Origin of the sequence: Nitratidesulfovibrio oxamicus, assembly GCF_015731765.1 — a bacterium.
In the GTDB taxonomy this organism is placed as follows: domain Bacteria; phylum Desulfobacterota; class Desulfovibrionia; order Desulfovibrionales; family Desulfovibrionaceae; genus Cupidesulfovibrio; species Cupidesulfovibrio oxamicus.
Map to the genome: position 1 here is coordinate 1 of NZ_VRYY01000712.1, position 718 is coordinate 718.

The window sequence follows — 718 nt, forward strand, 5'->3', positions numbered from 1 at the left end:
GGCAGGTCGGCCCGCTCGGCCCGCTCGGCCCGCTCGGGCAGTCGGCACGGCGCATGCGGCCCATCGCCGCCGCCCGTCCGATGGAATTGCTGGAGGCGGAACTGGCCGCCATACCCCCCGCCGACGTGCTGCTGCGCGAGGGACCGTGGACCATCGTGGAAACCACGGCGGACCGTTCGCCCGAACTGATCCGCGAGATAGGCCGCCTGCGCGAGGTGACCTTTCGCGCAGTGGGCGAGGGCAGCGGCGCACCGCTGGACCTCGACGCCTTTGACGCCACCTACCGCCACCTGGTCCTGTGGCACGAGGACGACCACGCCCTGGCCGGGGCGTACCGGCTGGGCGAGGTGGACGCCATCCTCGATGCACAGGGGCAGCGCGGCCTGTATTCCGCGTCGCTGTTCCGGTTCCGCCCGGAATTCTTCGGCGGCGCGCCCGCGCTTGAACTGGGCCGCGCCTTCGTGGCGGCGGACTACCAGCGCGACTACGCCCCCCTGCTGCTGCTGTGGAAGGGCATCGGCCAGTTCATCCTGAAGCGGCCCGGCGTGCGTCGTCTGTTCGGGCCGGTAAGCGTGAGCCTGGACTATACCCCGTACTCGCTGAACGCCATCATGGCCTACCTGACCCGTCACCACGGCTGCCCGGCCACGGCCCGGCTGGTGCGGGGTCGCGCCACGCCTTCGCTGCGCCAGCCAGGCTGCCTGCGGCGCATCGAGCC

Annotated in this window: 1 protein-coding gene; it reads left to right on the plus strand. The window is 72.0% G+C overall.

Annotation, left to right across the window (positions count from 1 at the left end):
- Nucleotides 1-53: 53 nt before the first annotated feature.
- The coding region (locus FVW20_RS17560; RefSeq protein ID WP_231039224.1) for a GNAT family N-acetyltransferase at nucleotides 54-718 on the plus strand (665 nt) is incomplete at its 3' end.